This is a genomic window from Pseudoduganella sp. jia 9, assembly GCF_055502615.1.
In genome coordinates this window covers 223,722-248,911 of sequence record NZ_JBUPWE010000013.1, presented here as the reverse complement: position 1 = coordinate 248,911, position 25,190 = coordinate 223,722, and the positions used below count along the sequence as shown (strand labels likewise).

Here is a 25,190-nt window from a genome sequence, read left to right as displayed (position 1 = left end):
TGCGCCCGATTTCATCCCCGTCGTGTAAAGTAGCAAAAACACAACGGAGGATCATCATGCCACTGGAAGAAGAGGAACGCCGCAAGTTCGTGGCGGAAGTCTGGAAACGCTACGAGGAAGTGCAGAACTGGGCGATTGCCAACTGGCCCGATACCGAGCACCGGCTGACCACCAGCGATTTCGTCGAGGGCCGCAAGGAAATCCTTGGCCTCGGCCTGCCGCCCGAGCAAAAGCTCAAGCAGGAGCCGCAGGCGGCGCCGGAACCGGAGCAGGGCGGGCCGCAATACCTGGACGTGACACCGGCTCCCTGGCCATGACTGTCAGCCGGCGCGTCGGGCAGAATCAGCCTCGCCGCGCCGGGATCCAGCACAGCAGGCTGACCAAAAGGCAGCCCCGCAGTTTTCCCTTACACCGCCCGCGGCGGGCTGGGCGGATCAGCCTCGCCGTGCGGGGATCCAGCACAGCAGACTGACTAACAGGCAGCCCCGCAGTTCTCCCCTTACTCCGCCCGCGGCGGGCTGGGCGGATCAGCCTCGCCGTGCGGGGATCCAGCACAGCAGACTGACTACCAGGCAGCCCCGCAGTTATCCCCTTACTCCGCCCGCGGCGGGCTGGGCGGATCAGCCTCGCCGTGCGGGGATCCAGCACAGCAGACTGACTACCAGGCAGCCCAGCACACCGCATGCCAGCTTGAACGCGCTGTCGAACAGCAGCGGCGCGACGAGGCCGGACACCAGTGCGAACAGCGTCATCTGGATGAACGACTGCAGCGAGGCCGCCAGTCCGCTGTTGTCGGGGAACAGGTTCATCGCCAGCAGCGACAGCGGCGGCATCGCCAGGGCCAGTGCCAGCGAGTAGAAGAACAGCGGCAGCACGGCCCACGGCACCTCGGCGGGGAAGAAATACGTGTACGCCACATTGGCCAGCGCCGCGGCCGCCATGCCGGCATAGCTGATCCAGACGAGCTGCGCCTGCGTGCGGCTGCGCGCCAGCTTGCCGGACAGCCCCGATCCCACCACCATGCCCGCCACCAGCGGAATGAACAGCCAGCCGAACGCGGTTTCCGGCAGGTGCAGGATATTCATGATGAAGTAGGCGGCCGAGCCGATATACAGCGCGAAGCCGCCGAACGCCACCCCCAGCGCCGCCGACAGCAGCAGGAAGCGGCGGTGGCGCAGCACCTTCAGGTAGTTCGCCGCGATCAGCTTCAACTCGAACGGATGGCGCTTCGCCTCCGGCAGGCTCTCCGGCAGCCAGCGCCAGACGGCCACGAACATCACCACGCCGAACAGGGCCAGGAACCAGAAGATGGCGCGCCAGCCCAGCGACACCTGCAGCCAGCCGCCGAGGATCGGTGCCAGCGCCGGTGCCAGTCCGAACACCATCATGATATGGCCGAGGATCTTTTGCGCATCGGCGCCCTCGAAGCGGTCCTGCACGATGGCGCGGCCGACCACCGAGCCGGCGCCGGAAGACAGGCCCTGCAGCACGCGGCAGGCCAGCAGGAAACCCAGCGAACCGGCCAGCGCGCCGCCTGCCGAGGCGATGATGTACAGCACCAGCGACCACAGGATCACGGGACGGCGGCCGAGCGTGTCCGACAGGGTGCCGTAGAACAGCATCATGAACGCGAAGCAGAACAGGAACAGCGACAGCGTCTGCTGGATGGCGATCGGCGTGGCGCCGAACTCGGCGCCGATCGCGGGGAACGACGGCAGGTAGGTATCGATGGCCAGCGGCCCCACCATCGTCAGGCCGGCCAGCAGCACCGTCAGCAGGATATTCATGGAGAGAGTATCGTTATTGTTTTTCGGGCGCGTATTGTACGCCAGCCGGATCGCGCCTGCCGGGCTTGCCGCACGGCCGGATCGTACGGCCGGATCGGGCGGCCGGATCGGGCGGCGATCGCGGCAAAGCGTGCGGGCATATCGATATGCACTTATCGCATAACCGGGGCGCCGCGAATTTTCGTAGAATGCGCGTGCGCGGACCCTGCGCAACACATGAGCAAGTAAAGAACATGACTATCGATACCTTCGACGGCACCGGCGTCAAGCCAGCCCACTGGGACCTGGATGCCGTGGTCGCGGCACTGCGCGTATCGCGCGAGGCCACGCACAATATCCGCCACCAGCGCCGCGTCCGCGAGCTGCCGTCGCGCGAGGCGCTGACCACCATCGTCAACGGCCTGTCGGCGGCGCTGTTCCCGACCCACTACGGGCGGCCCAACCTGACGGACGAGAGCATCGATTATTTCGTCGGCGACACGCTCAATACCACGTTGAACCGCCTCACCGAGCAGGTGCGGCGCGGCCTGCAGTTCGCCGACGATGCCGACCTGGCCGAGGACACGCTGACGCAGAAGGCGCACGACATCACGCGCGCCTTCGCGGCCAGCCTGCCGCAGATCCGCGGCCTGCTGGTGTCGGACGTGCAGGCCGCCTATGCGGGCGACCCGGCGGCCACGTCGATCGCCGAGATCATGCTGTGCTATCCGGGCACCATCGCGATCCTGTACTACCGGCTGGCGCACCAGTTGCACCGGCTCGGCTCGCCGTTCCTGGCGCGCATGATCTGCGACATCAGCCATTCGCTGACCGGCGTGGACATCCACCCCGGCGCGCGGATCGGCGCCAGCTTCTTCATCGACCACGGCACCGGCGTGGTCATCGGCGAAACGGCGATCCTGGGCGAGCGCGTGCGGCTGTACCAGCACGTCACGCTGGGTGCAAAGCGCTTCCCGACGGATGCTTCAGGCATGCTGATCAAGGGCACGCCGCGCCACCCGATCGTCGAGGACGACGTGGTGATCTACGCCGGTGCCACCGTGCTGGGGCGGATCACCATCGGCGCCGGCTCGACGATCGGCGGCAATGTGTGGCTGACGCAGAGCGTCCCGCCGAACAGCAACGTGTCGCAGGCGCACACGCGCAGCGACTGACGCTATTCGGGGCCTTCCCCGTCCTTCAGTGCCAGGTCGCCCCGTTCGTAGGCGGCCAGCACTTCCTTCGCGGCCGCCAGGTCGCGCTCATGCACGAGCACGCGGGCACCGCCCAGCGCGGGCGAGACCAGCTGGTCGACCTGCGAATGGTGGTCGTCCGCCACGGCGGCGGCAATGCCGGCCGCCTGCAGGCAGCCGCGCAGCACGTGCGCCTCGGTGGGATCGAGGCAGCGCGCCGCGATGGTGTAGTCGTCCCTGATTGCATTGGCCATCGGCGTCTCCTGTTTCCATCGATTATGAACGACGGTCGCGCAGAGTGGCGCAACGGTGGCGCCGCCAGGGCAGCGCCCCGCCGGTTCAGGAATACGGCCCCGGTTCCGGCAGCGTGCCGGACAGTGCATAACGCCCCAGGTCGCGGTACTTGTAGTCGACCGGATCGTGCAGCGTGTGCACGCGGGCATTGCGCCAGTAGCGGTCCAGGCCGAAGCGGGCGGACGTGGAGCGCGCTCCGGTCAGCTCGAACAGCGCGCTGCCGATCTCGATGGCGGCGCGGTGCGCCAGCACCTTGGCCTCGGCGCCGGCGATGGCCAGTTCGCCCCGCTCGCGGGCTGTCACGCCGCCGCCAAGGCGGAACACGCGTTCCAGTTCGCGGCCGGCATGGTCGGCCAGCACCACGGCCGGCCGCAGCAGCGTCCACAGCTCGCCATAGCGGTGCTGGATGAACGGGTCGTCGGCGGCATGGGCCACGCCGGAGGCGAACCAAGGCCGCGCTTCATTGGCGGTGTAGTCGCGCGCGGCGGCGAATGCGCCCTCCGCAATGCCCAGGTACAGGTTGGTCATGATCAGCTGGGCGACCTGCGAGCGCACCGTGGACAGCGGCGTCGGCGCCTGCCCCGGCTGCTGCAGCACGAGACCGACCGGCAGCAGCGCGCCGTGGAAGCGCACGGTGCCGCTGTCGGTCTGCTTCTGGCCGAAGGCGTCCCAGTCGGCCCGCACGTCGATGCCATCGGCGCCGGTCGGCAGCACGCCGATCAGCGACGTCTGCGTGGCCTCGTGCCAGGCGGACACCGTCAGCCAGTCGGAACCCACCGAACCGGAAGCGAAGCTCTTGGTACCGTCGAGCAGGAAGCCGCCTTTCGCCTCGCTGGCGACCAGGCGGCGGTCGAGAGGATTCAGCGCGTTGCCCCAGAACAGGCCATCGTCGACGGTGGCATGCAGCAGGTGCCGCTGCTGCTGCTGGGTGCCGTAGAGCTGGACGCCGGCCAGTTGCAGGTGGTGGAAGGCGAACACGTGGGCCAGCGCGCTGTCGGCCCGCGCCAGGATGCGCACCGTCTGCAAGGTCGTGTCCCAGCCGGCGCCCTGGCCGCCGAAGTCGGCGGGGATCGACAGCGTCAGCAGCCCGGAGGCGCGGATCAGCTGGCGCTCGTGGCGCGCATGGCCGCCGGCTGCATCGCGTTCGATGGCCGTGACGGCCAGTTCGGCGGCGAGAGATGCCGCGACGGCAAGCGGATCGGCAGGCGTGTTCCCTTGCGGGAGGGCAGGCTGCAAGACTGGTTCGGGTGCGTTCATGGCGGGCAATGAATTGACGACCCGGCCAGTATCGCGGTGCCCCCGGGCGCGGTCCACGAAGAAAAGCACGCTTCGATATGCGCGGAAATCATGCTGAAAAAATCACATATCGAAGTGCGAAAGCATTCGTTCTGCAACGCGTGGCGCTGCCGTAGCCTTGCTGGCATTGCATTGTCATATCAACTGTCAACGAAGGCGAACCTCCATGAGCATCCTCCTGATTTCCGGCAGCCCCGCGGTACCGTCCACCTCCAGCCGGCTGCTGCATCACCTCGGCGACAGGCTTGGTTCCCTCGGCTACCGCACCGCGCGGCTGAACGTGCGCGACCTGCCTGCCCAGGCACTGCTGGCCGCGGACAGCACCGACGCCGTGGTGCGCGCCGCGCTGGCGGAAGTGGCCGATGCCCATGCGGTGATCGTCGCCACGCCCGTCTACAAGGCGGCATATTCCGGCGTGCTGAAGGCCTTCCTCGACCTGCTGCCGCAAAACGGCCTGGCCGGCAAGATCGTGCTGCCGGTGGCGACCGGCGGCAGCCAGTCGCACCTGCTGGCGCTCGACTACGCGCTGCGCCCCGTGCTGCATGCGCTGGAAGCGGACCAGGTACTGGCCAGCATCTACGCCACCTCGCACCAGGTGCAGTGGAGCGAGCACGAAGGCGTGCTGTTGGCGCCGGAGATCGCCGTGCGCGTGGCCGCCGGCGTGGCCACGCTGGACCGGGCGCTCGGCTACCGTACTGCGGTCGACAAGGCGGCCGACAGGGCGGCCCGGGCCCCGGTACGCTCCCTGCAGGACCACCCCTACGTGTCGCAGGCCGCATGATGACGCCACTGCAGAAACGCGCGGCGCGCCGCCGCACCCTGGGATTGCTGGTCGCCGCCGCATTCGCGGCCGCCGCGGCGCCGGCGGGCGCGCAGAACGGCAAGGTGCTGCGCATCGGCTACCAGAAGTACGGCACGCTCACCTTGCTGAAAGGGCGCGGCACGCTGGAAAAACGCCTGGCGCCGCAGGGCGTCACGGTGCAGTGGACCGAGTTTCCCGCCGGCCCGCAGCTGCTCGAAGGCCTGAACGTGGGCAGCATCGATTTCGGTACCGTCGGCGAAGCACCGCCGATCTTCGCCCAGGCCGCGGGCGCGGCGCTGGTCTACGTTGGCAACGAACCGCCATCGCCGCACAGCGAGGCGATCGTGGTGCGGAAGGACTCGACGCTGAGAAGCGTGGCCCAGCTGAAAGGCAGGCGCGTGGCGCTGAACAAGGGCTCCAACGTGCACTACCTGCTGCTGCGCGCGCTGGAACAGGCCGGGGTGGCCTGGAAGGACATCCAGCCGGTGTACCTGCCGCCGGCCGATGCACGGGCCGCGTTCGAGCGGGGATCGGTGGACGCCTGGGTGATCTGGGACCCCTTCCTTGCCGCCGCGCAGAAGCAGCTCGGGGCCCGCGTGCTCGCCGACGGCAAGGGCCTGGTCGCCAACCACCAGTTCTACCTGGCATCGCGCGACTGGGCGCGCGCCAATCCGGCGCTGCGCCAGGTGCTGCTCGAGGAAATCGCCAGGGTCGACGACTGGGGCCGTGCCAATCCCGGCGAAGTCACCGCCATCCTGGCGGCCCAGACCGGCCTCGATCCGGCCGTGGTGGCGCTGGCCGCTTCCCGCTACAGCTACGGCGTCACGCCGGTGTCGGACGAGGTGCTGCGCGAACAGCAGAAGATCGCCGATGCCTTCGCCAGCCTGAAGCTGATCCCGAAACCCATCGCCATCAGGGATGCCGTGCTGGCATCGGCGAAATAATCCCATTTCCGGAGTGTTGACATGTCGTTGAATCTGTTCTGGTTCATTCCTACCCACGGCGACAGCCGTTACCTGGGCACGTCGAAAGGCGCGCGCGCCGTCGATGCCGACTACCTCCGGCAGGTGGCCGTAGCGGCCGACACGCTGGGCTACGACGGCGTGCTGCTGCCCACCGGGCGCTCTTGCGAGGATGCCTGGGTAGTCGCGTCGTCGCTCATCCACGCGACGAAGAACCTGAAGTTCCTCGTCGCAGTCCGGCCGGGGCTGTCCACGCCGGGCCTGGCGGTGCGCATGGCAGCAACCTTCGACCGGCTGTCGAACGGACGCCTGCTGATCAACGTGGTTACCGGCGGCGATCCCGCCGAGCTGGCGGCCGACGGCCTGACCGCGGACCACGCTACGCGCTACGAGATCTCGGACGAATTCATCCGCATCTGGCGCGGTGCGCTGTCCGGCGAGGGCGGCGATGCGGGCTTCGATTTCGACGGAAAACACCTGCAGGTAAAAGGCGCGAAGACGCTGTACCCGGCGCTGCAGAAACCCTATCCGCCGCTGTACTTCGGCGGTTCGTCGGAAGCGGCGCACGAGCTGGCGGCCGAACAGATGGATGTGTACCTGACGTGGGGCGAGCCGCCGGCCGCGGTGGCCGAAAAGATCGCCGACATCCGCCGCCGCGCCGCGGAACATGGCCGCACCGTGAAGTTCGGCATCCGCCTGCACGTGATCGTGCGCGAAACGAACGAGGAAGCATGGCAGGCGGCCGACAGGCTGATCTCGCACCTGGACGACGACGTAATCGCGAAAGCGCAGGCGTCGTTCGCCCGCATGGATTCGGAAGGGCAGCGCCGCATGGCCGCGCTGCACGGCGGCCGGCGCGACAGGCTGGAAGTGTCGCCGAACCTGTGGGCCGGCGTGGGCCTGGTGCGCGGCGGCGCCGGCACGGCGCTGGTCGGCGATGCCGAAACGGTGGCCGCGCGCATCCGCGAATACGAGGAACTGGGCATCGAGACGTTCATCTTCTCCGGCTATCCGCACCTGGAAGAATCGTACCGTTTCGCCGAACTGGTATTCCCGCTGCTCAAGGATGGCAAACTGCGGGGGAAGGCGCAGGGCGAGGTGTCGATCACCGGGCCGTTCGGCGAAGTGATGGCCACCGATATCGTGCCGAAGAAGGCCGCCTGAGATGCGTGCCGCCCAGGTACCCGCGGCGGTGGCGGCGCGGCCCGGCGGACGGGCGCGCCTGAGCGCGGCGCTGGCGCCGTGGCTGCTGCCGATCGGCCTGCTGCTGGCGTGGGAGATATCCGCCCGCACCGGCTGGCTGTCGAGCCGCATCCTGCCCGAGCCGCTGGCCGTGGCCACCGCGTTCTGGACGCTGGCCGCTTCCGGCGAGCTGTGGGAACACCTGCGCACCAGCCTGTGGCGGGCGCTGTCCGGCTTTGCCGTCGGCGCCGGCCTGGGGCTGGCCCTGGGCCTGCTGACAGGCAGCTTCCGCCGTGCCGAAACGCTGCTCGACACCACGCTGCAGATGGTGCGCAACATCCCGGCCCTGGCGCTGATCCCGCTGGTGATCCTGTGGTTCGGCATCGATGAAACGGCCAAGCTGTTCCTGCTGGCAGTCGGCGTGTTCTTTCCGGTCTACCTGAACACCTTCCACGGCATCCGCGCCACCGATGCCGCGCTGGTCGAGATGGCGAAAAGCTATGGCCTGAAAGGCTGGCCGCTGTACCGCGACGTGATCCTGCCGGGGGCGCTGCCGTCGATCCTGGTCGGCGTGCGCTTCTCGCTGGGCCTGGTCTGGGTACTGCTGATCGTGGCGGAAACCATCTCGGCGCAGGCCGGCATCGGCTACATGACGATGAACGCCCGGGAATTCCTGCAGACCGACGTGGTGCTGGTGGGGATCCTGCTGTACGCGATCCTCGGCAAGCTGGCCGACTTCGTCGCCCGCGCGCTGGAACGCCGCCTGCTCCGCTGGAATCCTGCCTATGGCTAGGGCCTCGCCAAACCTGATGCGAGCGTCGTGCAAAGCTAACCTACTGACGTTGATCTACTAACGCGTTTCAAGGACATCCATGCTGCATGCCACGTTGCCCCTCGATAGCGAACCGTTTGCCTTCCGTCCCGAACCGGTGGACGTCCGCCCCGCCCGGCGTACGCTGCAGCGGCAGGGCGTCGGCGTCCACCTGGAAGGATTGACGAAATCGTTCGGCGCGCGCCGCGTGCTCGACGGCATCGGCCTGGAACTGCAGGCCGGCGAATTCGTCGCCATCGTCGGGCGCAGCGGTTGCGGCAAGAGCACGCTGTTGCGCACCATCGCCGGACTGGACGCGGCCGACAGCGGCCGCGTCGCCATCGGCCATGGCATCTATCCGGATGAAGTGCCGCTGCGGATGATGTTCCAGGAAGCGCGGCTGCTGCCGTGGAAGACGGTGCTGGAGAACGTCGCCCTCGGCCTGCACGGCAGCCGGCAGCCGGGCGTGCACGCGGCGGCCGGTGCGCTGGCCGCCGTGGGCCTGGCGGACCGCGCCGATGCCTGGCCGGCGCAACTGTCCGGCGGCCAGCGACAGCGCGTGGCGCTGGCCAGGGCCCTGGTGCATGAACCGTCGCTGCTGCTGCTCGACGAACCGCTCGGCGCCCTCGATGCGCTGACGCGGATCGAGATGCAGCGGCTGATCGAATCGCTGTGGCGCCAGCGCGGCTTCACCGCCGTGCTGGTGACGCACGACGTGCAGGAAGCGGTGGCGCTGGCCGACCGCGTGCTGCTGATCGAGGACGGCCGCATCGCCGTCGACCTGGCCGTCGGGCTGCCGCGCCCCCGCAGCCGCGGCAACCCGGCCTTTGCCGCGCTCGAGGAAAAGCTGCTGGACCGCCTGCTGGCGCGTTGACGCCGCCTGCTTTCATGGCGCGCCCGCACAGCGGGCGCGACCGCTTTCCCTGCCGCACGCCGCCGGCATGGCGCCGGCCGCGTATCACCCAAGCCGGGTGTGCCGGCCTTTCCCCTTTGGCAGATGTGCAGCCGGCCGTGCGCCGCCTATGATGCCTGTATCCCGGCGGGCACCGCACTATCGATAATTTCGATAGCACAGCGGTAAATTTTCCGTTTTACACTATTCCCCGGTCGCGGACATAATGCCGCATCGACAACCTGTATTGATAACCACCGGAGAGTACAACCATGAAAAAACTGATCGCCCTCGCGCTTGCCGCCGGCTTCTCGACCGCCGCGCTGGCCGCCCCGGAAACCTATGTGATCGACGATTCGCACACCTTCGCGCGCTTCTCGTACTCCCACCTGGGCTTCTCGACGCAGGAAAGCCGCTTCGACAAGACCAAGGGCAAGATCACGATCGACCGCGCCGCCAGGACCGGTTCGACGGAAATCACCATCGATACGAAGTCGGTCAACACGGGTAACGACACCTTCAACGGCCACATCAAGGGCGCAGATTTCTTCGACGTCGAGAAATTCCCCACCATCACGTTCAAGTCGACCAAGTTCAACTTCAGCGGCGACAGCCTGGCGTCGGTGGACGGCAACCTGACCATCAAGGGCATCACCAAGCCGGTGAACCTGAAGGTCACGTCGTTCAAGTGCCAGCCGCACCCGATGGCGAAGAAGGATGCCTGCGGCGCGAACGCCACCGCCACGATCAAGCGCTCCGAGTTCAATGCCGGCAAGTACGCACCCAATGTCAGCGATGAAGTCACGCTGACCCTGGCCGTGGAAGCCATCAAGGAATAAGCGGCAGCGCCAGCGGGCAGCGGTCGCCCGGCAGATTTTTTGCAGTGTTATAAAAGGAAACAGCATGAAGCGACTGATGCTCGCTGCCGCCATCGCGGCGGCAGGGACCAACACATCCATGGCAACCGACCTGATCGTCACCAATGCCAAGGTGGCGACGATGGTGAAGGAAGGCCAGTTCGTCCAGGCGGTGGCAATCGACAAGGGCAAGATCTCGGCCGTGGGCACCAATGCCCAGGTGCTGAAGAAAAAGACCGCCGATACCCGGGTGATCGATGCCGGCGGACGCACCGTGATTCCGGGCCTGAACGATTCGCACCTGCACATCATCCGCGAAGGGCTGAACTACAACGCCGAGCTGCGCTGGGACGGCGTCACGTCGCTGAAGCGCGCGCTGGACATGCTCAGGGAGCAGGCGGCGCGTACGCCGGACGGCCAGTGGATCAAGGTGGTCGGCGGCTGGAACGAATACCAGTTCGAGGAAAAGCGCCTGCCCACGCTGGCGGAAATCAACGAAGCCGTGCCGGACAAGCCGGTGTTCCTGCTGTACCTGTATGGCCTGGGCTTCCTGAACCAGAAGGCCATCCAGGTCCTCGGCTACGATGAAAAAACGCAGTACAAGGAAGGCGTCGTCGAGCTGGGCGCCGATGGCAAGCCTACCGGGCTGCTGATTGCCAAGCCGAATGCGCTGATCCTGTATTCCACGCTGGCCAAGACCGGCATGCTGCCGCGCGACCAGCAGGTCAATTCCACGCTGCAGTACTACCGCGAGCTGAATCGCCTGGGCATCACGAGCGCCATCGATGCCGGCGGCGGTGGCCAGGCCTATCCGGACGACTATGCCGTCAGCCTGGAGCTGGCGAAGGATGGCAAGCTGACGGTGCGCACCTCCTACTATCTGTTCGCGCAGAAGCCCGGCAAGGAGCTGGAGGACTACCAGCGCTGGCTGACCCAGACCAGGCCGGACAAGAACGACCACCTGTTCTACGCCAACGGCTACAACACCGAGGGCGGCGGCGAGAACCTGGTGTGGAGCGCGGCCGACTTCGAGAACTTCCTGGAGCCGCGGCCGGACATGCCCGAGCACATGGAAGGCGAGCTGGAAGCCGTCCTCAAGCTGCTGGTGAAGAACCGCTGGCCGTTCCGCATCCATGCCACCTATGGCGAATCGATCGAGCGCGATCTGGCCGTCATCGAAAAGGTCAACAAGGAACTGCCGCTGGACGGCCTGCGCTGGTTCTTCGACCATGCCGAAACGATCTCGGATGCGCAGCTGGCGCGCGTGAAGAAACTGGGCGGCGGCGTCGCCGTGCAGAACCGCATGTACTTCCAGGGAGAAGCGTACTGGAAGCGCTACGGCGCGCAGACCCGCCAGATGCCGCCGATCCGCACCATGCTGAAGATGGGCATCCCGGTCGGCCTGGGCACGGATGGCACCCGCGTGTCCAGCTACGGGCCGTGGCCGTCGATCTACTGGGCCGTGTCCGGCAAGACCGCCGGCGGACTGCAGGTCTGGCAGGACAAGGACCGCCTGTCGCGCCACGAGGCCTTGCAGCTGATGACGCGCGGCAGCGCATGGATGAGCGGCGAGGAAAAGGTCAAGGGCACGCTGGCGGTCGGGCAGTATGCCGATCTCGTGATCCTGCCGCAGGACTACTTCACCATGCCGGTCGACGGTATCCGCAACCTGGAGGCGGCGCTGACCATCGTCAACGGCAAGGTGGTGTATGCCGCCGATGCGTTCGGCCAGTACGCGCCGTCCGCGCCGGCCGTGCTGCCCGAGTGGAGCCCGGTGAAGCATTTCGGCGGCTACCAGAACAAATGAGGGCAATGGAGGCGAAGATGCTGAAACGCTTCATCGGTTCCTCCACGCCGGACGCGGGCCTGCTGTTCGCCCGCCTGGCGGGCGCCGCGCTGCTGCTGTGGGTGCACGGCTTGCCGAAACTGCTGCATTGGCAGGGCGAACTGGCGCATATCGACGACCCTTTGCACCTGGGGCGCGGCGTCACGCTGGCGTGCGCACTGTTTGCCGAGGTGCTGTGCCCGTTCCTGATCGCCGCCGGGCTGTTTACGCGGCTGGCCTGCCTGCCGGTGCTGTTCCTGCTCGGCGTGTCGATGGTGCTCGTGCACCCCGACTGGAGCATCGAGCAGGGCCAGTTCGGCTGGCTGCTGCTGATCGTGTTCGGCACCATCGCGCTGGCCGGCGCGGGGCGCTGGTCGCTCGACCGCCGGCTGGCGGCCGCCTGACGCCGGTCGCCTGCGTCCTACAGGTAGCCGAGCGCACCGAGCAGCGCGCCCGCGGCCAGCAGCCACAGCAAATGGATGCGGGTGCGCCAGATCAGCAGTGCCGCCACCGCCGACACCGCGTACAGCGGCCAGTCGGTGGCGAAGTTCCCGTTGGCGCTGCCGAGGATGATGCCGGTCGATACCAGCATGGCGATCACCAGCGGCGCCATGCCCTGCTTGAAGGCGCGCACCAGCCGTCGTTCGCGGTGGCGGTGGCCCCAGCCTGCCGCCAGCAGCATCAGCACGCTGGAGGGGAGCAGGGCGCCGACCATGGTCACGATCACGCCCAGCACCGCGGCGGCGTAGCTGCCCGCATTCATGCCCACCTTCCACCCCATCAGCGCGACGAACAGCACGTTCGGCCCGGGTGCCGCCTGGGCGATCGCGATCGAATCGTTGAACTGGGTCTGCGTCAGCCAGCCGTGCTGTTCCACCAGGTAGCGGTGCATTTCCGCGGTGGTGGCGATCGTGCCGCCGACCGACATCAGCGAAATCACCAGGTAGTGCGCGAACAGGTCGAGCCAGTCGTGCCACGCCAGCGCAATATGGATGTCCCCGCTCATGGCTTCAGTTTTCGCCAGGTGAGCACGCAGCCCGTGCCGCCCAGCACGAGGAGGGCGGCCAGCATCGGCAGGCGCAGTACCGCGAGGCCGACGATCCCCAGCGCGGCCAGCGGCAGCGTGACGGCCAGCGGCAGCGGATGCTTGCGCAGCGTTGCCGCCAGCCTGATGCCCATTGCAACGACCATGCCGGCCGCCACCGCGGCCATGCCGCGCAGCGCGCCGGCCACGCGCGGCTGGTCGGCATACTGCGAGTAGACCGAGCCCAGGGCCAGCACCACCAGGGCCGGCACCAGCAGCAGGCCGAGCAATGCGGTGACGGCGCCGCGCAGGCCGAAGAACCGGCTGCCGATGACGAGCGACAGGTTGCACACGTTGGGGCCGGGCATCGTCTGCGCGACGGCCCATTCTTCGATGAACTCCTCCTGCGTCATCCAGCGGCGCCGCTCGACGATCTCGCGCTGCACCACCGGCAGCACGCCGCCGAAGCCCTGCAGGGCCAGCACGGTGAAGGCAATGAACAGTTCGGCCAGGGAGCGGGGGCGGGGAAGGGCAGCGGCATCGGTCATGGGGCGCTATTATCCGCGCCCCGTTGCCGGGTGTCCACGCGCAGTGGCGCCCGCGTCCGCCGCGCGTCAGCCGCCGCCGATGCCTTCCTGGATCACGCCACTGCCGCCGCAGTTCTGGCAGGACTTGCCATCCTCCAGCCTGCCGGTGCCGTGGCAGGCGGGGCACACGTCCTCGCCGCTGCCGGGAGTGCCGGGTGCCGCTTCGTCGCCGGGATTCAGGGGTTCGCTCATGATGGTCTCCTTGGAAGAAGCCGCAGCATAACGCGGCCCGGCCGCGCGGACTGCTAGGCAGCTAACACTGGCAGGAGGGAGATCCAGCCGGCACTGGCGCGACCAGCGGGGCAATCGCGGGTCACTTGCAGGGTTATGCACAAAAATTGGCAAAAAGAACAAGTGAGAACTTTTTTACAGAGTCTGAAGCCGTTTCACCGATGGGTTTGCAAGTCCTTGATTTCATTGAGTGCCCGGTCTGCCTTTTGAACGGGCAGTTTAAGGAAAATGGCGTCATTACGGGCTGTTTGCGTTGTCAAGGGCGGCTTATCAACAAAGTTATCCCCAACCTGTGTGGATAGTTGAAAAAGCGCTTCAGAATCCGGTACTTAGCATCGCTTTCCCAGCGTGGACCCGGCGCGACGCGGGTGCCTGCCACGACGAAGCCGGCGAGACTGGAACTGTATGCCTGTACAGTCCAGCCCGCTTGCGGCGGGAGTCGGGCGTCAGGCCTACATGCCTTCAGGCGTCGTCCGGCAGGCGGCCGACGACGGTGAACTGCCCCGGCGCGGCGCCGGGCGCCACCTGGAGCGACACCGGCACGGCCGGTTCGCCCAGCCGCACTTCGCCCTGCCAGCCTAACCCGGCACGCAATGCGGCGAGCGCTTCCTGGGCGGGTTCGTGTACCGCCCGCAATGCTGCCTCGGCCCGGGCAATGCGCTGCTGCGCCTCCTGCAGGCTGTGGTAGCCGCGCAGCGAGGCGATCACCGTCGTGAACAGCTTGCGCGTGGTGAGATCGGTCTTGCACCAGAAATCGTTGATGTCGTAATCGAGGATGATGCTGTGTTCCAGCGCCTGGCCCGGCTGGCCGGTGCGCAGCACCACGCGAACCAGCGCATTGCCCAGCTCATCGCGGATGCGCCGGGCGACCTTCAGTCCCGCATCTGCCGTTTCCATGATCACATCAAGCAGCACCAGCGCGACGTCGTCGTGGGTGCGCAGCACGGCCAGCGCCTCTTCGCCGCTGTAGGCATGCAGGAAGGACAGGCGCCGCCCCATGAAATGCGCGTTACTGAGAGAAAACTTGGTCACCACGTGCACGTCGACATCGTCGTCGACGATCAGCACTTTCCACGGCGGCGGCGCGGCGGGAACCTGAGGCTCCGGCTCGGGCATGTCGTCTTCGATCATCCAGCCTTCGCTGGTTTCATCCGTATTCAGTTGCATGATGTACTCGCTGCGGCATTCATAAGGATACGCCCGGTGACACTATTCCTCGGCGGTATTTTTGTCAAAGCGTGCGCTCCCGGTAACGCCATGGGAACCGGCGCCATGCGTGCGATTTTTTTTCGTGTGCCAAAAAAGCTTGCGCGCCGTTGCCGAGCCCAGCTGTAAGTGCTTGATTTCACAAGGCGAAAAATTTGCCTGAAGAACGGGCATTTTGTTGAAACCCGCACCATTACTGGCTCTCCGGCTTGTCAAGCCCCGCTTGTCCACATCGTTATCCACAACTGAAGTGGATAAGTAAAAAATTAGCTTTAAAAACGGCTCGTTAGCAAACTTTTCTCAACTGATGCATTCTTTCAACCTCTGCAATTCTTGCAGGAAACGTTCGGCTGCCAGGCCGGGTGGCCAGGGTTCCCAGGGCGTGCCGCCGTACAACGGTTGCAGCGGATCGTCGGCCAGCGGCTGCACGCGGATCTTCAGCGTGCGGCGCACTTCGTCCGGCGACCAGCCGACGGCATGGACGGCTTCGCTGGCGGCGGCGAGCCGGTCGGCGCGCTTGTGCGCCAGGTAGCGCGCCGGTGTCCAGGCCGGCAAGCCGTAGCGCAGGAAGACGGCGTGCTCGAGCCGCCGCGTCAGTTCGCGGAAGGCTTCGCCAAGAAACGGTTTCAGGACGGAAATGCAGTCGAAGCCCAGCAGGCCTTCTTCGGCATCGTGCAGCAGTTCGCGCAGTTCGGTCACGGCATCGAGCGGGGCGTTTGCCGCATTGCGCCGCAATTGCAGCACCGTCAGCGAATGCTGGGCGACCGACAGCGGCAGCGGCCAGGCCGAATGCCCGCCCCAGCGGTAGGTACGCGCCAGGCCCAGCGCCAGGTCGGCGTCTTCCCAGTCGAACGGCGTGGGGTCCAGCAGGTCGAGGCGCTTGCCGGACGGCATGCGTACCCAGGCGCGCGTGCCCGGTTTCGCGGCCGGCAGGCAGGCCGCGGCGGCTGCGGCAGGTGTAGCGCTGACGAAGTTGCCTTGCCTCATGACATCGTGCCGGCAACCGCCGTCGACGCCGTTGTCGTTGCATTTCATGACGCTATCGTACCGCGTCCGGCGCCAAGGGGCGAGCGGGCAATGCGAAACGGATCTCGAGCGTGTCCTGCACGGCCATCGCGCCGCCCATGACGGAAAACGGCGTGATGCCGAAATCGGTCTGCCTGAGCGTCAGCGTGCCGCGGGCCGTCACGCCTTGCGGGTCCCGCTCGATATCCGCCGGTACCGCGTAGCGGCGCGTCACGCCATGCAGCGTAATGTCCGCCTGCAGCATGCCGGGAGTGCCGCCGCGTTGCGCGCGCACTTCGACGAACGGATGGCGTTCCGCATCGAGCACCCTGGTCAGCATGTTGACGCGGGTGCCGGCGACCGCGTCGGCCGAAGGCTGTGTCGTCAGCCCCGCTTCGCGGCGCAGTGCCGCCTCGTCCACCGTCATCTCGTCGAGGCGGAAGCGCAGCATGGCCAGGCCGGCCGCCGGGTCGACGCGGCCGTCGATACGGCGTGCCGCCACCACGTGGTCGTGACCCAGCCGGGCCAGGGCGCCGCCGCGGCGCACGGTGATGGCGATCAGCGCGTCGTCGGCGATGCGCAGCAGCGGGCCGGCGGCCCGGCCGGCCAGCAGCGCGGCAAAGGGATCGCCCCGCAGGGCGGTGGCCGGCGGGGCAACCGACGACGAAGGCGCGGCCGGCGGCGTCTCCGGGGCGGCGCACGCGGCCAGCAGCAGGCAGGCCGCCGCCGCGGTGGCGCCCGCGGCGCGCCAGGAGTGGGGCAGCGTATTTATTTGCGGGCCTCCTGGGCGAAGCGATGTCATTGCTGTGTCATTTCGACGTGAGAAGATGACGTCGCTCTTTCAAATCTCTCCCGATTTGAATCCCTTCACCCGCGTCCTGGACGCGGGTTTTTTTTGCCTGCGAACCAGCCATTTGGTCATCGAGCTGGAACTGGCGCACCACGCGGGCGAGGCCAGCCGCTTCTTCCTGCATCGCCGAGGCAGCCGCGGCGGCCTGTTCGACCAGCGCAGCATTCTGCTGCGTCACCTGGTCCATGTGCGTGATCGCGGTATTCACCTGCTCGATGCCGGCCGACTGCTCGTCGCTGGCCGTGCGGATCTCGGCCATGATGTCGGTCACGCGGCGCACGCTGGCGACCACTTCCTGCATCGTGGCGCCGGCCTGCTCGACCAGCTTGCTGCCAGCCTCGACCTGGCCGACCGAGTTGCCGATCAGTCCCTTGATTTCATGCGCGGCCGCTGCGCTGCGCTGGGCCAGCGTGCGTACCTCGCCGGCGACCACGGCAAAGCCTCGGCCCTGTTCGCCGGCGCGTGCCGCTTCCACCGCGGCATTCAGCGCCAGGATATTGGTCTGGAACGCGATGCCGTCGATGACGCCGATGATGTCGACGATCTTGCGCGCCGACGCGTCAATCGAGCCCATCGTGTCGACCACCCGCGAGACCACGGCGCCGCCGCGTGCCGCCACGTCGGATGCGCTTTGCGCCAGCTGGTTGGCCTGGCGCGCGTTTTCCGCGTTCTGCCGCACCGTGGCCGTCAGCTCTTCCATCGAGCTGGCCGTTTCTTCCAGGTTGCCGGCCTGCTGCTCGGTGCGGTTCGACAGGTCCTGGTTGCCGCTGGCAATCTCGCCCGATGCCATGGCGATCTGGTCGGCGCCGCTGCGCACCTGGCCCACCACGGCCGACAGGCTGGCGCTGATGCCGTTCATCGCCCGCGTCAGGCGTGCGATCTCGTCGTCGCCGTCGACGTCGAGCTGCACGGTCAGGTCGCCGGCCGCGATCTGCGTGGCACCCTGTTCGACCTGGCGCAGCGGCCGCGTGATATAGCGGCGTACGCCGAAGAACATCACCGCCGAGAAACCGACCAGCGCGATGAAGCCGGCCACGATGTACCAGTTGCGCAGGCGCGTCGCCTCGGCGGTGATCTCCTCGCGATAGGCGCCGCCGGCGATGACCCAGTTCCAGGCCTTGAACGGCGCATAGGCCACGATCTTTTCGCGCGGCGAGGTTTCGTCCGGATTCAGCCACGGATAGGTGATCACGCCTTCCTTCTTTTCCAGGATTTCGCGGATGAACAGGCGGCCATCGGAATCCTTCGAATCGGCGATCACGTCGCCTTCGCGCTTCGGATGGACCACCAGCTTGCCGTAGCTGGCGCCCGGCGTCGAATCGAGCACGTAGAAATAGCCGGTGGTGCCGACCTTGATCGACGCGATGCGCTCTTTCAGCGTCGCCATTTCCTTCGACACGTCGACACCCACGTACAGCACGCCGACGACCTTGCCGCCGGCATCGCGCATCGGGTCATAACGGGTGATGAACTGCTTGCCGAACAGCGTCGCCAGGCCGACGTAGGGCTGGCCGGAGCGCAGTACCGCATAGCCGGGATGCTTGTGGTCAAGGATGGTGCCGACCGCGCGGCTGCCGTCTTCCTTCTTGGTGGTGGTGGAGACCCGCACGAAGTCCTCGCCCGTGGCCACGAAAATCGTCGCACCGCCCCCGCTCGCGGCGGTGAAGCGGTCGGGAATCGTGAAGTCGTTGTTCAGCACGGTCTCGCCGATCTTCAGCGCGGGCGTGCCGCGGCCGGCGACATCGATGGTGGTGGCGGGGTCGAGCGAGAACTCGCCTTCGAACTCGGCAGCCAGGACCTTCGCGAATGCATTGACCTCGCTGGTCACCGCGGTATTGAACAGTTCCACCATATTCTTCACGCCGGTCAGGTCCTGCCGCACGCTGGCAACGGAGCGTTCCTCGAGCAGCCGGCTGGTGCTGACGCTGATGATCGTGATCAGGGCCGCGAGCGTGACGGACAGCAGGCCGAACGTCATCGCCGTGATGCGCGAGCCGACGCTCCAGTTGCGAAGATTGAATGTAGTGTTTTTCATTTAAATAAATGCAATCGAATGTAAATCAGACAACGGACTGGAACGCCATAACTCCGTCACTATCGGCATGCTACAGGGAAACTTAAATAAACCCGTTGCGTCGTCGTCCATTCGTTGTATCGCGCCGACATCTACGTAAAAACCCGTAGTGCGGATGCAATGAAAAGGTTGACGAAGTTTCCTTAATGAAGTCCTAAGCCTGATTTTTGTCAACGATGGCAAAGTGTACCCATACCGCGCGATCGCTGTTGCGCGGCAGGTTGCCGGATTCCTCAATCCGGCACGATTTCGCGGCTGTGGTAATAGCCGGGATTCATCGGATTCGGCGCTTTGGAGTTAATACATCCGAATTGATTCGCCGAAATGGATTTCCCGGATATTTGCCCGGCAAGCACGCTTCAATCCCCGCGCTCTCGATAGAAAGCGTTTTAACCGGTCCCCTCCTCAGATTGCGGCCGGTTTTTTTTTGCCCGCGCAGGTGAATGGCGCATTCAGCCGAAGTATTTACCGGTAATAAGCCGATGCGATGCCGATGCAGGCCGAGCCGATGCCGCGGCGCGCATGCCGGCTAGGCAATGCGCTTGTACCAGGATTGCCCGGCCATCAGCTGGCTGTAATGCCCGGCCTGGCGGTCGTCGCCATCGAGTTCGCGGTCGATGCCCAGCACGCCGAGCACCGCAAGGCTGTCGTGGAACAGGTGCAGCACGCGCCGCCGCAGCAGCGGGCCGAAGTCGGGCAGGGCGCGGCGGCATACGATCAGCTGGAACTCGTTGAACGACGCATCAGTCACGAGGTTGTATTGGGCCCAGACGATGCGGCTCTTCAGCTGCGGCACCGGGACCAGCCGCCCGCCCTCGAGCTGGAAATATTCGGACAGCCGGCCGCTGCCGCCGGCCCGTTCGTAGCGGCGCTGGTATTCGCTCATCCGGTCCAGCGGGAGCGACGCGCCCAGCGCTTCTTCCAGCAAGTCGTCGCTGGGTACCGTGGCATAGATTTCGGTACGCCACAGCAACTGGCGCTCGGCCAGCAGCACGGCCGCCGTCCACGCCTGTTCGGCGCCGGCGCAATCGGCCAGCCATACCTTCGGCAGCGGCGCACCGGGCAGGCAGTGCTCGGCCATGGCCAGCAGCTGCATCGCTTCGTCCGGATCGTCGAACATCGACGCCGGCGCCACGCCCAGCGCGCGCAGCAGTGCGCTTGAGGCGGCCGGGTCGTGCAGCACGCGGTCCTGCAGCTGCGAGATGGTGCGCCAGCCGCGCCGCGCCATCAGGCCGTGCAGCTTGCGCTTGATCGCGGCGCGGTCGTGGTTGCGGAACTCGAAGCCGAAGCGCTGCGCCACCGCTTCCAGCAGCAGCGACAGTTCCAGTGCTTCCACTTCCGGATCCGGTACGCGGCGGCGCTCCACGCCCGGCCCGCCGGGTGCGCCGGGCGCGGCACCCGTCGCGCGGTCCATCGAGGTGACCATCAGTGCAACCACACGCGCATCAGCGACAGCAGCTGGGCCACGTCGACCGGCTTGGTGATGTAGTCGGAGGCGCCGGCGGCGATGCACTTGTCGCGGTCGCCCTTCATCGCCTTCGCCGTCAGCGTGATGATCGGCAGCGACTTGAACTTCGGGATGCGCCGGATCGCCCGCATCGTGTCGTAGCCATCCATCTCGGGCATCATGATGTCCATCAGCACGATCTCGATCGTCGGATCGCGCTCCAGCACTTCGATGCCGTCGCGGCCATTTTCGGCGAACGACACCTGCATCTGCTCGCGTTCGAGCAGCGACGACAGCGCGAAGATATTGCGCAGGTCGTCATCGACGATCAGCACCTTGCGCCCCGCCAGCCCGGAGTCGAGCGCGTGCACCTGTTCCAGCATGCGGCGCTGCGGTTCCGGCAGGCTGGCCTGCGAACGGTGCAGGAACAGCGCCGTCTCGTCCAGCAGGCGCTCGGGGGAGCGGGCATCCTTGATCACGATGGTCTTGGCGTAGCGCTTGAGCTTGGCCACTTCGCGGCGGTTCAGTTCCTTCGCGGTATTGATCACCACCGGCAGGTCGCGCAGCGCCAGGTCCTTGCCGATGATATCGAGCAGGTCGAAGCCGGAAATGTCGGGCAGGGTCAGGTCCAGCACCATGCAGTCGAAGTGGCTGGTGCGCAGCGCGGCCAGCGCTTCCGCGCCGGTGCCGACGGCGGCGATGTCGACATCGTTGGCGCCGATCAGTGCCACGATCGCATCGCGCTGGCCCGGTTCGTCATCGACGACGAGCAGGCTGCGCTTGCCGCCCAGCAGGAACTTCTGGATCCGCGCGAACTGCTCGGTCAGCGCTTCCTTGCTGACGGGCTTGTTCATGAACGAGATCGCGCCCGAGCGCAGCGCCCGCTCGCGCTCGCGCGACGCGGACATCACGTGCACCGGGATGTGCCGGGTGCCGGGATCGCGCTTCAGCCGGTCCAGCACGGTGAAGCCGTCGATGTCCGGCAAGTCGAGGTCGAGCAGGATCGCCGATGGCGCATAGTCGCGCGCCAGCGACAATGCCGAGTCGCCATGCACGGTGACGATGCCCTTGAAGTTTTTTTCGCGGGCAAATTCCAGCACGATCTTGGCGAAGCGCTCATCGTCCTCGATGATCAGCACCGACGGGTCGCCCGGCGCCGTCAGGCCGCGGTCGTCCAGCGTGGCGCCATACGGCTCGCCGTCGGCGTGCGCCTCCGCGGCGGGCGGCTCGCCGGCCTCCAGGGCGAACGCGTCGGCCGGCGGCGGCGTGTAGATCACCTTCGGCGGCAGCGGCAGCGTGCGCTGCGTGGCGGGGCGCGGCTGGTCGATGGTGACGAAGCCGGCCCGGTTGTACGGCAGGTACAGCGTGAAGGTGGAACCGCTGCCCACGGTCGACTCGACGCGGATCTCGCCGCCCAGCAGGCGTGCCAGTTCGCGCGAGATCGACAGGCCCAGGCCGGTGCCGCCGTACTTGCGGGCGGTCGAGCCGTCGGCCTGCTGGAACGCCTCGAAGATCAGCTGCAGCTTGTCGGCGGCGATGCCCACGCCGGTATCGCGCACCGAGAACGCCAGCACGGCGTCGGCATTGGCCAGGTTCGGGTTGTCCGGGCTCCAGCCATGTTCGACCAGGCCGATGTCCAGCGATACCTGGCCGTGCGAGGTAAACTTGAACGCATTGGACAGCAGGTTCTTCAGGACCTGCTGCAGGCGCGTGGTGTCCGTCATCAGCGAGGCGGGCAGGTTGTCCCGCAAGGCCACCGCGAAGCCCAGGTGCTTGGCTTCGGCCATGTGGCGGAAGGTGCGGTCGACGTAGTTGCGCAGGTTGGCGAAGCGGTATTCCGACACGTCCAGCGTGACGGTGCCCGATTCGATCTTGGACAGGTCGAGGATGTCGTTGATCAGCGTCAGCAGGTCGGAACCGGAGCCGTGGATGGTCTTCGCGAACTCGACCTGTTTCGACGACAGGTTGCCTTCCGAATTGTCGCCCAGCTGCTGCGCCAGGATCAGCAGCGAATTGAGCGGCGTGCGCAGCTCGTGCGACATGTTCGCGAGGAACTCGGACTTGTATTTCGACGACAGCGCCAGCTGCGTGGCCTTTTCTTCCAGCGCCAGCTTGGCCTGTTCCACCTCGCGGTTCTTGCGTTCCACCTCGATGTTCTGCTCCGACAGCAGCCGGGCCTTCTCGGCCAGTTCCTGGTTGGTCTGCTGCAGTTCCTGCGCCAGCGACTGGGACTGGGTCAGCAGCGATTCGGTGCGGCTGTTCGCCTCGATGGTGTTCAGCACCACGCCGATCGACTCCATCAGCTGGTCGAGGAAGGACAGGTGGGTTTCGGTGAACCTGTCCAGCGAGGCGATCTCGATCACCGCCTTGACCTGCTGCTCGAACAGGATCGGCAGCACGACGATATTGGTCGGCGGCGCCGAGCCCAGGCCGGAAGACACCACGATGTAGTCGCGCGGCACATCCGTCAGCCAGATGCGCACCTTCTCCAGCGCGCACTGGCCCACCAGGCCTTCGCCCGGCAGGAACGAGGTGGGCAGCTTGCGGCTGGAACGGTAGCCGTAGCTGGCGATCATGCGCAGCCGCGCATCGTCCCACTGCGAATCCATCATGTAGAACACGCCGTGGTGCGCCGACACCAGCGGCGCCAGCTCGGACAGGATCAGCTTCGTCACCGCCTGCAGGTCGCGCTGGCCCTGCAGCAGGCGGGTAAAGCGCGCCAGGTTGGTCTTCAGCCAGTCCTGCTGGGCATTCTTCTGGGTGGTTTCCTTCAGGTTGCGGATCATCTCGTTGATGTTGTCCTTCAGGTACGAGACTTCGCCGCGCGCTTCCACCTGGATCGAGCGCGACAGGTCGCCGCGCGTCACCGCCGTGGCCACCTCGCCGATCGCGCGCATCTGGTTCGTCAGGTTGGCCGCCAGCTGGTTGACGTTTTCCGTCAGGTCCTTCCACGTGCCGGCCACGCCGGGCACATTGGCCTGGCCGCCCAGCTTGCCTTCGGTACCGACTTCGCGCGCCACCCGCGTCACCTCCGACGCGAACGATGACAGCTGGTCCACCATCACGTTGATGGTGTCCTTCAGCTCGAGGATTTCACCCTTCACGTCCACCGTGATCTTCTTCGACAGGTCGCCGCGCGCCACGGCGGTGGTCACCGCCGCGATATTCCTCACCTGGCCCGTCAGGTTCGATGCCATGAAGTTCACGTTGTCGGTCAGGTCCTTCCATGTGCCGCCCACGCCGGGCACGTAGGCCTGTCCGCCGAGCTTGCCCTCGGTGCCCACCTCGCGGGCCACCCGCGTCACTTCCGAAGCAAACGACGACAGCTGGTCGACCATCACGTTGATGGTGTTCTTCAGCTCGAGAATTTCACCTTTGACGTCCACCGTGATCTTCTTCGACAGGTCGCCGTTCGCCACCGCGGTGGTCACCTCGGCGATATTCCTCACCTGGCCGGTCAGGTTGCCGGCCAGCTGGTTGACGTTTTCCGTCAGGTCCTTCCACGTGCCGGCCACGCCGGGCACGTTGGCCTGGCCGCCCAGCTTGCCTTCGGTGCCCACTTCGCGGGCCACCCGCGTCACTTCCGAGGCGAACGAGTTCAGCTGGTCGACCATCACGTTGATGGTGTTCTTCAGTTCGAGGATCTCGCCCTTCACGTCCACCGTGATCTTCTTCGACAGGTCGCCGTTGGCCACCGCGGTCGTCACGTCGGCGATGTTCCTCACCTGGCCGGTCAGGTTGCCCGCCATCGAGTTTACCGAGTCGGTCAGGTCCTTCCAGGTGCCGGCCACGCCTTTGACTTGCGCCTGGCCGCCCAGCTTGCCTTCGGTGCCCACTTCGCGCGCCACCCGGGTGACTTCGGAAGCGAACGACGACAGCTGGTCGACCATCACGTTGATGGTGTTCTTCAGTTCGAGGATTTCACCCTTCACGTCCACCGTGATCTTCTTCGACAGGTCGCCGTTCGCCACGGCGGTGGTCACGGCTGCGATATTCCTCACCTGGCCCGTCAGGTTCGATGCCATGAAGTTCACGTTGTCGGTCAGGTCCTTCCACGTGCCGCCCACGCCGGGCACGTAGGCCTGGCCGCCCAGCTTGCCTTCGGTACCGACCTCGCGCGCCACCCGCGTGACCTCGGAGGCGAACGAGCGCAGCTGGTCCACCATCACGTTGATGGTGTCCTTCAGCTGCAGGATCTCGCCGCGCACGTCCACCGTGATCTTCTTCGACAGGTCGCCGTTGGCCACCGCGGTGGTCACCTCGGCGATGTTGCGCACCTGGGACGTCAGGTTGCCGGCCATCGAGTTCACCGAGTCGGTCAGGTCCTTCCAGGTGCCGGCCACGCCCTTGACCTGCGCCTGGCCGCCCAGCTTGCCTTCGGTGCCGACTTCGCGCGCCACGCGCGTCACCTCGGACGAGAACGACAGCAGCTGTTCCACCATCGTGTTGGCGGTGGTGGCGGCGCGCAGGTACTGGCCCTTCAGCGGGTGTCCGTCGACTTCCAGCGCCATGGTCTGCGACAGGTCGCCCTTGGCCACCGCGCCGATCACGCGCGCCATCTCGGTGGTGGGGCGCACCAGGTCGTCGATCAGCGTGTTCACCGCGCTGATGATCGTGGCCCAGCCGCCGGATACGTTGGTGACGGGCGCCCGCTGCGTCAGCCGGCCTTCGCGGCCCACCACGCGGGAGACTTCGGTGACCGATTGCACGATGCGGTCATTGGTTTCGATGATGTCGTTCAGCGTGTCGGCGATCTTGCCGGAAACACCGGTCCAGTCAGACGGCATGCGCGCCGAGAAATCGCCTTTTTTCAATGCCATCAGGGTTTGCAGGATCAGCTTCAGATCCAGTTCCTCGGGCAGTTCGGTCATGTCGTTCATCGCCAG

At 66.5% G+C, this 25,190-nt stretch carries 22 protein-coding genes; 10 read left to right on the top strand and 12 right to left on the bottom strand.

Annotated features, from left to right (window positions below):
* Window positions 1-56: 56 nt before the first annotated feature.
* Entirely contained in the window at window positions 57-317 is a 261-nt protein-coding gene (locus tag ACY34H_RS18970) for a hypothetical protein (protein ID WP_464979016.1), read from the top strand.
* 303 nt (window positions 318-620) lie between these two features.
* On the opposite strand, the gene ACY34H_RS18965 is transcribed toward ACY34H_RS18970, so the two are convergent.
* On the bottom strand, window positions 621-1,787 hold the full coding sequence (locus ACY34H_RS18965) for a multidrug effflux MFS transporter (RefSeq protein WP_464979015.1): 1,167 nt from the start codon (window positions 1,785-1,787) through the stop codon (window positions 621-623).
* 233 nt (window positions 1,788-2,020) lie between these two features.
* Here ACY34H_RS18965 and epsC point away from each other — a divergent pair, with 233 nt between their 5' ends.
* Window positions 2,021-2,941: a serine O-acetyltransferase EpsC gene (epsC, locus tag ACY34H_RS18960; protein WP_464979014.1), complete on the top strand. Its 921-nt coding sequence runs from the start codon at window positions 2,021-2,023 to the stop codon at window positions 2,939-2,941.
* Between the two features lie 2 nt (window positions 2,942-2,943).
* On the opposite strand, the gene ACY34H_RS18955 is transcribed toward epsC, so the two are convergent.
* Both ACY34H_RS18955 and ACY34H_RS18950 read right to left on the bottom strand, forming a co-directional pair.
* The gene (locus ACY34H_RS18955; RefSeq protein ID WP_464979013.1) at window positions 2,944-3,213 is read right to left on the bottom strand and encodes a putative signal transducing protein; all 270 of its coding nucleotides are present in this window, start codon (window positions 3,211-3,213) and stop codon (window positions 2,944-2,946) included.
* 85 nt (window positions 3,214-3,298) lie between these two features.
* Window positions 3,299-4,510: an acyl-CoA dehydrogenase family protein gene (locus ACY34H_RS18950; RefSeq protein ID WP_464979012.1), complete on the bottom strand. Its 1,212-nt coding sequence runs from the start codon at window positions 4,508-4,510 to the stop codon at window positions 3,299-3,301.
* Window positions 4,511-4,715: 205 nt separating this feature from the next.
* On the opposite strand from ACY34H_RS18950, the gene ssuE reads away from it, so the two are divergent.
* The 8 genes from ssuE (at window position 4,716) to ACY34H_RS18910 (ending at window position 12,284) form a co-directional block, all read left to right on the top strand.
* Window positions 4,716-5,330 (top strand): NADPH-dependent FMN reductase, encoded by a 615-nt coding sequence (gene ssuE, locus ACY34H_RS18945; protein ID WP_464979011.1) that lies wholly within the window; start codon window positions 4,716-4,718, stop codon window positions 5,328-5,330.
* Window positions 5,327-6,295: a sulfonate ABC transporter substrate-binding protein gene (locus ACY34H_RS18940; RefSeq protein WP_464979010.1), complete on the top strand. Its 969-nt coding sequence runs from the start codon at window positions 5,327-5,329 to the stop codon at window positions 6,293-6,295. Before ssuE ends, ACY34H_RS18940 begins: the two co-directional genes overlap by 4 nt.
* Window positions 6,296-6,322: 27 nt before the next feature.
* Window positions 6,323-7,477: an FMNH2-dependent alkanesulfonate monooxygenase gene (gene ssuD / locus ACY34H_RS18935; RefSeq protein WP_464979058.1), complete on the top strand. Its 1,155-nt coding sequence runs from the start codon at window positions 6,323-6,325 to the stop codon at window positions 7,475-7,477.
* 1 nt (window position 7,478) lies between these two features.
* Window positions 7,479-8,288: an aliphatic sulfonate ABC transporter permease SsuC gene (gene ssuC / locus ACY34H_RS18930; protein ID WP_464979009.1), complete on the top strand. Its 810-nt coding sequence runs from the start codon at window positions 7,479-7,481 to the stop codon at window positions 8,286-8,288.
* A 79-nt stretch (window positions 8,289-8,367) separates the two neighbouring features.
* Window positions 8,368-9,180, top strand: coding sequence for an ATP-binding cassette domain-containing protein (locus tag ACY34H_RS18925; RefSeq protein ID WP_464979008.1), 813 nt, complete (start codon window positions 8,368-8,370; stop codon window positions 9,178-9,180).
* 290 nt (window positions 9,181-9,470) lie between these two features.
* Window positions 9,471-10,037 (top strand): YceI family protein, encoded by a 567-nt coding sequence (locus tag ACY34H_RS18920; protein ID WP_464979007.1) that lies wholly within the window; start codon window positions 9,471-9,473, stop codon window positions 10,035-10,037.
* Between the two features lie 64 nt (window positions 10,038-10,101).
* Complete coding sequence (locus ACY34H_RS18915) at window positions 10,102-11,862, top strand: amidohydrolase (protein WP_464979006.1); 1,761 nt, start codon at window positions 10,102-10,104, stop codon at window positions 11,860-11,862.
* A gap of 17 nt (window positions 11,863-11,879) precedes the next feature.
* Window positions 11,880-12,284 (top strand): DoxX family protein, encoded by a 405-nt coding sequence (locus ACY34H_RS18910; RefSeq protein WP_464979005.1) that lies wholly within the window; start codon window positions 11,880-11,882, stop codon window positions 12,282-12,284.
* A gap of 17 nt (window positions 12,285-12,301) precedes the next feature.
* On the opposite strand, the gene ACY34H_RS18905 is transcribed toward ACY34H_RS18910, so the two are convergent.
* The 9 genes from ACY34H_RS18905 to ACY34H_RS18865 all read right to left on the bottom strand — a co-directional run bounded on the left by ACY34H_RS18905 (window position 12,302) and on the right by ACY34H_RS18865 (window position 25,184).
* Window positions 12,302-12,886 (bottom strand): chromate transporter, encoded by a 585-nt coding sequence (locus tag ACY34H_RS18905; RefSeq protein ID WP_464979004.1) that lies wholly within the window; start codon window positions 12,884-12,886, stop codon window positions 12,302-12,304.
* A complete protein-coding gene (locus ACY34H_RS18900) occupies window positions 12,883-13,452 on the bottom strand; it encodes a chromate transporter (protein WP_464979003.1) in 570 nt (189 codons plus the stop codon). The genes ACY34H_RS18905 and ACY34H_RS18900 overlap by 4 nt, the downstream gene beginning before the upstream one ends.
* Before the next feature lie 66 nt (window positions 13,453-13,518).
* A complete protein-coding gene (locus tag ACY34H_RS18895; RefSeq protein ID WP_464979002.1) occupies window positions 13,519-13,683 on the bottom strand; it encodes a hypothetical protein in 165 nt (54 codons plus the stop codon).
* Window positions 13,684-14,184: 501 nt separating this feature from the next.
* Window positions 14,185-14,889: a response regulator gene (locus tag ACY34H_RS18890; RefSeq protein WP_464979001.1), complete on the bottom strand. Its 705-nt coding sequence runs from the start codon at window positions 14,887-14,889 to the stop codon at window positions 14,185-14,187.
* A gap of 339 nt (window positions 14,890-15,228) precedes the next feature.
* Window positions 15,229-15,822 carry a phosphohydrolase gene (locus ACY34H_RS18885; protein ID WP_464979057.1) on the bottom strand — a complete coding sequence of 198 codons (594 nt, stop codon included), beginning with the start codon at window positions 15,820-15,822 and terminating at the stop codon, window positions 15,229-15,231.
* Between the two features lie 145 nt (window positions 15,823-15,967).
* Window positions 15,968-16,735: a YceI family protein gene (locus tag ACY34H_RS18880; protein WP_464979000.1), complete on the bottom strand. Its 768-nt coding sequence runs from the start codon at window positions 16,733-16,735 to the stop codon at window positions 15,968-15,970.
* Window positions 16,736-16,742: 7 nt separating this feature from the next.
* Entirely contained in the window at window positions 16,743-18,818 is a 2,076-nt protein-coding gene (locus ACY34H_RS18875; RefSeq protein WP_464978999.1) for a methyl-accepting chemotaxis protein, read from the bottom strand.
* Window positions 18,819-19,386: 568 nt separating this feature from the next.
* Window positions 19,387-20,295 carry a CheR family methyltransferase gene (locus ACY34H_RS18870; RefSeq protein WP_464978998.1) on the bottom strand — a complete coding sequence of 303 codons (909 nt, stop codon included), beginning with the start codon at window positions 20,293-20,295 and terminating at the stop codon, window positions 19,387-19,389.
* The gene (locus tag ACY34H_RS18865; RefSeq protein ID WP_464978997.1) at window positions 20,283-25,184 is read right to left on the bottom strand and encodes a HAMP domain-containing protein; all 4,902 of its coding nucleotides are present in this window, start codon (window positions 25,182-25,184) and stop codon (window positions 20,283-20,285) included. The genes ACY34H_RS18870 and ACY34H_RS18865 overlap by 13 nt, the downstream gene beginning before the upstream one ends.
* Window positions 25,185-25,190: the final 6 nt, after the last annotated feature.